Origin of the sequence: Streptomyces sp., assembly GCF_031178505.1 — a bacterium.
GTDB classification, from domain to species: domain Bacteria; phylum Actinomycetota; class Actinomycetes; order Streptomycetales; family Streptomycetaceae; genus Streptomyces; species Streptomyces gulbargensis.
In genome coordinates this window covers 1-5,576 of the sequence record NZ_JAPSIW010000477.1, presented here as the reverse complement: position 1 = coordinate 5,576, position 5,576 = coordinate 1, and the positions used below count along the sequence as shown (strand labels likewise).

Sequence of the window (5,576 nt, the reverse complement as noted above, 5' to 3'; positions counted from 1 at the left end):
GCGCAGCCCGGCGACGGCGACGCTCAGCATCCCGCCCCCTCCACCGCTCCCGTGGCGACGCGCGAACCGGCGCCGGCGGTTCCGGCGGGGACGGGGTCCTGTCCGGTGCCTCCCCCGGGGCCCTTTCCCGGGCCCGCCCCGGGGACTTCCCCGGCACTCTCCCGGTGAGTCGCCGAGGTGCTCTCCAGGGCGGCCACGCGGGCCGCGACCGCGTCGGCCGTCGGGGCCCTCAGCTCGCCGGCGACCCGCCCGTCGACCAGGAGGACGACCCGGTCCGCGCGGGCCGCCGCCACCGGATCGTGGGTGACCATGACGACGGTCTGCCCGTCGCCGTCGACCAGAGCCCGCAGCAGGTCCAGGACCTCACGGCTCGTCGTCGAGTCCAGCGCCCCGGTCGGCTCGTCGGCGAAGAGGACGGCCGGCCGGGCGATCAGGGCGCGGGCGACGGCGACCCGCTGGCACTGCCCGCCGGACAGCTCGCCGGGCCGGTGCCGCTCCCGTCCGGCGAGGCCGACGCGGGCCAGCGCCTCCCGCACCTCGCGGCGGGACGGGCGGCGGCCGGCGAGGCGGAGCGGGAGGGCCACGTTCTGCGCGGCCGTCAGGGAGGGGAGGAGGTTGAAGGACTGGAAGACGAAACCGATGAGGTCCCGCCGCAGCAGCGTCAGACGCCGCTCGCCCAGGCCGTCCAGGCGGACGCCGCCGACCTCCACGCTGCCCGCCGTCGGCCGGTCGAGCCCGGCCGCGCACCGGAGCAGGGTGGACTTGCCGGAGCCGGACGGGCCCATGACGGCGGTGAAGGTGCCGGTGGCGAGATCGAGGTCGACGCCGTCGAGGGCGCGGACGTCCCGGTGCTGCCGGACGAGGCCCCGGAGCCGTACGGCCACGGGCACGGCGGGCCTGCCGGGGACGCCAGGGGCCGAAGGGGCGGGCGTGACGGGTGTGGTCGGCGTGGTGGTCATGGCTCCAGCGAACCGTTTCGGCCGGTCCCGATCACGACCACTGCCGGGCGTCCCGGGGGTGGGGCCAGGCCTACCCCCGGGCCCCCCTTTACGGCCCGCCCGGTGCCCGCGTCCCCGCCGCCTGAGACCATCGTGCCGAGGCGGACAGGACCGCCGGAGGAGGCACAGCCATGTCGGAGGGGCGCACCGAGGCGACCACCGTCGCACAGGCCCTGCGGGCCGCCCTGCACACCCGGGACGACCACTCCCTCGACACGGCCGCGTCCCTGCTCGCCGCCGACCCGGGCGCGGACGCCGAACTGGCGCGGCGCGGCGAGGAGTTCGTACGGACGCTGTGGGAGCGCGGCTGGCAGCCCGCGGACCTGGCGCGCGTGGCACGGCGCGAGCTGTCGGACGGACACGTCCGTCTCCTCTCCGGCCTGATCGCGAAGGAGACGGCCCGGTACGGGGCGCTCCCGCGCCGCTGGCGGGCCCAGCTGGACGAGTTGGAGCCGCCGGGCCGGACGGCCGACCGCTTCTCGTACGCGACGGCCGTCCTGGAGCTGTACCGGCTGCTGGTCCGGCTGCCGCGCCTGGACGCGGTCGGGCCGGTGCCGGGCGACGTCCTGCCGCCCGCCGCGGCCGGGGAGCCCCGGATGCTCACCCGCATCAGGGCGCTGCTCGCGAAGGCCGAGGCCACCGGCTACCCGGAGGAGGCGGAGGCGCTCACGGCGAAGGCCCAGGAACTGATGGCCCGGCACAGCCTGGACGAGGCCTCCCTGGCGGCGGGCGCGCCCTCCCCGGAGACGCCCGGCGCGATCCGGATCGGGGTGGAGCCGCCGTACGAGCAGGCGAAGGCGATCCTGCTGGACGCGGTGGCCACGGCGAACCACTGCCGGGCGGTGTGGAACGAGGCGTACGGCTTCTCGACGGTGATCGGCTTCGAGGCGGACCTCGACCCGGTGGAACTCCTCTACACCTCGCTGCTGGTGCAGGGGACGACGGCGATGACGCGGGCGGAGGCGGAGCAGCGGGCGGCGGGCCGCAAGCGCACGAAGTCCTTCCGGCAGTCCTTCCTGCTCGCGTACGCGAACCGGCTCGGCGCGCGGCTGTCGGCGACCTCACGGCGGGTCGCCTCCGAGACGCCGTCCCTCCTCCCGGCCCTCGCGAGCCGCGAGGTGGCGGTGGCGGCCCGCACCGACCAGCTCTTCCCGGAGACCCGCACGACCCGCGTCCGCGCCGCCTGGGACGAGGCCGGCTGGACCCACGGCGCCACCGCCGCCGACCGCGCCGGCCTCCACCCGGGCCGCCCTCCCCTGCCGTAGGGTCCCGCCCCCCGGCCCAGGCACCGGCGCGGCGGACCCGGCGGCCGGGACGGCGGGGCCGCCACCCCCGGCGGGCCGAAATGTCTGATACGACCCCTTCCTGGATACGCTCGGGCCATGAGCTGGCTCCGCGCCCTGAAGCAGACCGCCCGCTCCGGGTTCGCCGTCGAGCGGCGGCGGCTCGAACCTCTGGTGGCCGCGCGGGGGGCGCTCGGGCTCGCGCTCGTCGTCGGGGTGGCGCTCGCGCTGTTCGGGCCGGCCGTCGCCGTGTCGTCGGCCTTCGGGGCCTTCCAGGCGGCGATCGCCACCTTCCAGCGGTCCTGGCGGCCCCGCCCCACGCTCGCCCTCGCCTCGGGGGCGAGCCTCGCCGTCTCGACCTTCGCCGGTTACCTCACCGGTGCCCACACCCTCGCGTTCCTCGTCCTCCTGCTCCTGTGGACCTTCCTGGCCGGGCTCGCCTGGGCGGCCGGCCCCACCGCCGGCCTGATCGCCTCCTCCAACGTGGCGATGATGCTGGTCACGGTCACCCTCCCGACCTCCGTCGCCACCGCCGCGGGTCACGCCGCCGTGATCTTCGCGGGCGGGGTGGTGCAGGCCCTCCTGGTCGTCCTGCTGCCCGTACGCCGCTGGGGCCCCCAGCGCGACGCCCTCGCGGACGCGCTCGCCGCCGAGGCCGACTACGCCCGGCGCCTGCGGCACGACCCGGTGGCCGCCTTCGACCCCGTACCGCTGATGACGGCCCGCAGCGCCGCCGCCGTCACGCCCCGCGAGGCCCGCCGCCGGCCGGCGGAGCTGCACGGGGCCCGGGGCCTGGCCGAGCGCATCCGCCCGGTGCTGGCCTCGCTGGCCGATCCGGCGGTCGGGGTCCCGGCGGAGGGCCGCGAGCGGGACCGGGTGCGGGAGCTGCTCGGCGCGGCGGCGACGGTCCTGGACGCCGCCGCGCACGCGATCCGGCACGGTGAGCCCGTCGCCCTTCCGGGACCCGCGCTCGCCGCGCTGCGCACCCCGGACACCGGCGCGATCCTCTCCGGCCCGCCGCGGCGCGCCGCGCTCCGCCTCGCCGCCCTGCTCGGCGACGTCCTGGAGACGGCGGAGCCCCGCACGGAGACCTCCGGCGCCCGGCCGCCGCACCACCCCGTCACCCTCACCCGCCCCACCCTGGTGCGGCTCGTGCCGGTCGTCCTCGCGAAGGTCCGTGCCGAGCTGCGCCCCGGCTCCCCGGTCCTCCGGCACGCGTTGCGCGTCTCGGCGGTCACGGCGGCCGGGTACCTCCTCGGCACGGCGCTGCCGTTCGGCCACGGCTACTGGGCGCCGATGGCCTCGGTGATGGTGATGCGCCCGGACTTCACGCAGACGTACGCGCGTTCCGTGGCGCGGTTCGGCGGCACGCTGGTCGGCGTGGCGCTGGCGACGGGGGTGGTGCGGGCGGCGCACCCGGGTCTGTACACCTCGGCAGCCCTCGCGGTGGTGTGCGCCTTCGGGATGTACCTGCTGATGCGGACGGGCTACGCGGTGGCGCAGGTCTGCGTCGCCGCGTACGTCGTCCTGCTGCTCGGCATGGTGGGGGAGGGGCCGACCCAGACCGTACGGGAGCGGGTGCTGCTGACCCTGCTCGGCGGGCTCCTCGCCATGCTGGCGTACGCCGTCTACCCGGCCTGGGAGACGCCCCGGCTGCGCGGCCGGCTCGCGGACTGGCTGGCGGCGGCCGGGCGGTACGCGGCGGCGGTCGCGGCCCGGTACGCCGACCCGGCCGGGGCGCCGGGGCCCGCCGTCCGCGAGGCGTTGCTCGACACCCGGGCGGCGCGGGTCGCGTGGCAGGAGGCGGTGGCGCGGGCGACCCACGAGCCGGTACGGCACCGGGGCCTGTCGCACGCGGTGGCGGAGGAGGCCGGGCACGCCCTGGCGCAGTTCGGGCGGGCCGCGATGCTCCTGGAGGCGCACCTTCCGGACCCCGGCGCCCCACCGCTCCCCGCCGCCGCCCGCCTCGCGGAGGCCCTGCGCCGGGTGACCGAGCGGGGCGCGAAGGCGGTCCGGGAGCGGCGCGAGCCCGACTGGGACGAGCTGCGGCGCACGCTCGCGTCCTGGGACACGGAGGTGCCGGACCCGGTCCTGCGCAAGGCGGCCCGCCTGCTCCTGGAGGCTCTGGACGCACTGTCCGGGGCGCTGCGGGACACCTGAGACGCCCGCGCCCCGCGCCCGGAACGCGCCCGCGCCGCGCCCGGGGCCTGACGGTCCCGGGCCTTGCGTCGTGCCCGGGGCCTGAGGGTCCCGCGCCCGGAACGCCTCCGCGCCCGGAACGCCCCCGCGCCCGGGGCCTGAGGGTCCCGCGCCCGGAACGCGCCCCGCGCCGCGACCGGGTCCGACGGCCCCCGGCTCACCTCACCAGGAGGATTTCCGCACCCCGGGCAGGAACCCCGCGTGCGCCTGCTCGCGGACCCGGACCCGGGAGAGGCCGAACTTCCGCAGATGGCCCCGGGGGCGGCCGTCGACCGCGTCGCGGTTGCGGACCCGGGTCGCGCTCGCGTCCCGCGGCTGGCGGCTCAGCTCGCGTACGGCGGCCTCGCGGACGCCGGCCGGGGTGGAGGGGCGGCGGATGAGTTCCTTCAGCTCGGCGCGCCGCTCGGCGTACCGGGCGACGACCGTCCTGCGCCGCTCGTTGCGGGCGATCTTGCTGCGCTTGGCCATCAGACCTTCACCCCCCGGGCGCGGATGCGGGCGACGGCGGCCTCGATGCCGAGGGTGTCGACGGTCTTGATCCCGCGGGCGCTGAGCGTCAGCCGGACGTACCGGCCCTCGCTGGGGAGCCAGTAGCGCTTGCGCTGGATGTTGGGGTCGAAACGGCGGGAGCTGCGGCGGTGGGAGTGCGAGATCCGGTTGCCGAATCCGGGCCGCGCGCCGGTCAGCTGACAGTGGGCGGACAAGGGTGACCTACCTCTCCGGAGGAATATTGGTAATGGGATTCATTTTCATTTACTCTACACGGCATGGCCCGCAACGAACTCCGACCCGTCATCAAACTCCGGTCCACCGCCGGCACCGGGTTCACCTACGTCACCCGCAAGAACCGCCGCAACGACCCCGACCGCCTGACCCTGCGCAAGTACGACCCGGTGGCAGGCCGTCACGTCGACTTCCGAGAGGAGCGCTGACCCCCATGAAGCCCGGCATCCACCCCCCGTACGAGCTCGTCGTCTTCCGCGACAGGGCGGGCGGCTTCGCCTTCCTCACCCGCTCCACGCTCACGAGTGACAAGACCGTGGAATGGGAGGACGGCCGGACCTACCCCGTCGTCGACGTCGAGATCTCCTCGGCG

Annotated in this window: 7 protein-coding genes; 4 read left to right on the top strand and 3 right to left on the bottom strand. The window is 77.0% G+C overall.

From position 1 onward, the window contains the following. Positions 1–23 precede the first annotated feature (23 nt). Positions 24–959, bottom strand: a complete 936-nt coding sequence (locus tag RIF68_RS25690; RefSeq protein ID WP_375165064.1) for an ABC transporter ATP-binding protein — start codon at positions 957–959, stop codon at positions 24–26. A gap of 170 nt (positions 960–1,129) precedes the next feature. Between RIF68_RS25690 and RIF68_RS25685 the strand changes: the two genes are divergently transcribed. Next, complete coding sequence (locus RIF68_RS25685) at positions 1,130–2,263, top strand: DUF2786 domain-containing protein (protein ID WP_309053676.1); 1,134 nt, start codon at positions 1,130–1,132, stop codon at positions 2,261–2,263. A gap of 117 nt (positions 2,264–2,380) precedes the next feature. Further along, complete coding sequence (locus tag RIF68_RS25680; RefSeq protein WP_309053675.1) at positions 2,381–4,441, top strand: FUSC family protein; 2,061 nt, start codon at positions 2,381–2,383, stop codon at positions 4,439–4,441. Between the two features lie 201 nt (positions 4,442–4,642). Here RIF68_RS25680 and rpsN read toward each other — a convergent pair whose 3' ends face one another. Continuing rightward, entirely contained in the window at positions 4,643–4,948 is a 306-nt protein-coding gene (gene rpsN / locus RIF68_RS25675; RefSeq protein WP_309053674.1) for a 30S ribosomal protein S14, read from the bottom strand. Next, the gene (rpmB, locus tag RIF68_RS25670; protein ID WP_309053673.1) at positions 4,948–5,184 is read right to left on the bottom strand and encodes a 50S ribosomal protein L28; all 237 of its coding nucleotides are present in this window, start codon (positions 5,182–5,184) and stop codon (positions 4,948–4,950) included. The genes rpsN and rpmB overlap by 1 nt, the downstream gene beginning before the upstream one ends. 63 nt (positions 5,185–5,247) lie before the next feature. On the opposite strand from rpmB, the gene rpmG reads away from it, so the two are divergent. Further along, the gene (gene rpmG / locus RIF68_RS25665; protein ID WP_044382365.1) at positions 5,248–5,412 is read left to right on the top strand and encodes a 50S ribosomal protein L33; all 165 of its coding nucleotides are present in this window, start codon (positions 5,248–5,250) and stop codon (positions 5,410–5,412) included. Between the two features lie 5 nt (positions 5,413–5,417). Continuing rightward, positions 5,418–5,576, top strand: a 159-nt coding sequence (locus tag RIF68_RS25660) for a 50S ribosomal protein L31 (protein WP_309053677.1), incomplete at its 3' end; no start/stop codon positions are given.

What these genes read in the sequence shown, in the direction of transcription:
- RIF68_RS25690 (WP_375165064.1), bottom strand. Translation starts at nt 959, where the DNA reads ATGACCACCACGCCGACCACACCCGTCACGCCCGCCCCTTCGGCCCCT.
- RIF68_RS25685 (WP_309053676.1), top strand. Translation starts at nt 1,130, where the DNA reads ATGTCGGAGGGGCGCACCGAGGCGACCACCGTCGCACAGGCCCTGCGG.
- RIF68_RS25680 (WP_309053675.1), top strand. Translation starts at nt 2,381, where the DNA reads ATGAGCTGGCTCCGCGCCCTGAAGCAGACCGCCCGCTCCGGGTTCGCC.
- rpsN (WP_309053674.1), bottom strand. Translation starts at nt 4,948, where the DNA reads ATGGCCAAGCGCAGCAAGATCGCCCGCAACGAGCGGCGCAGGACGGTC.
- rpmG (WP_044382365.1), top strand. Translation starts at nt 5,248, where the DNA reads ATGGCCCGCAACGAACTCCGACCCGTCATCAAACTCCGGTCCACCGCC.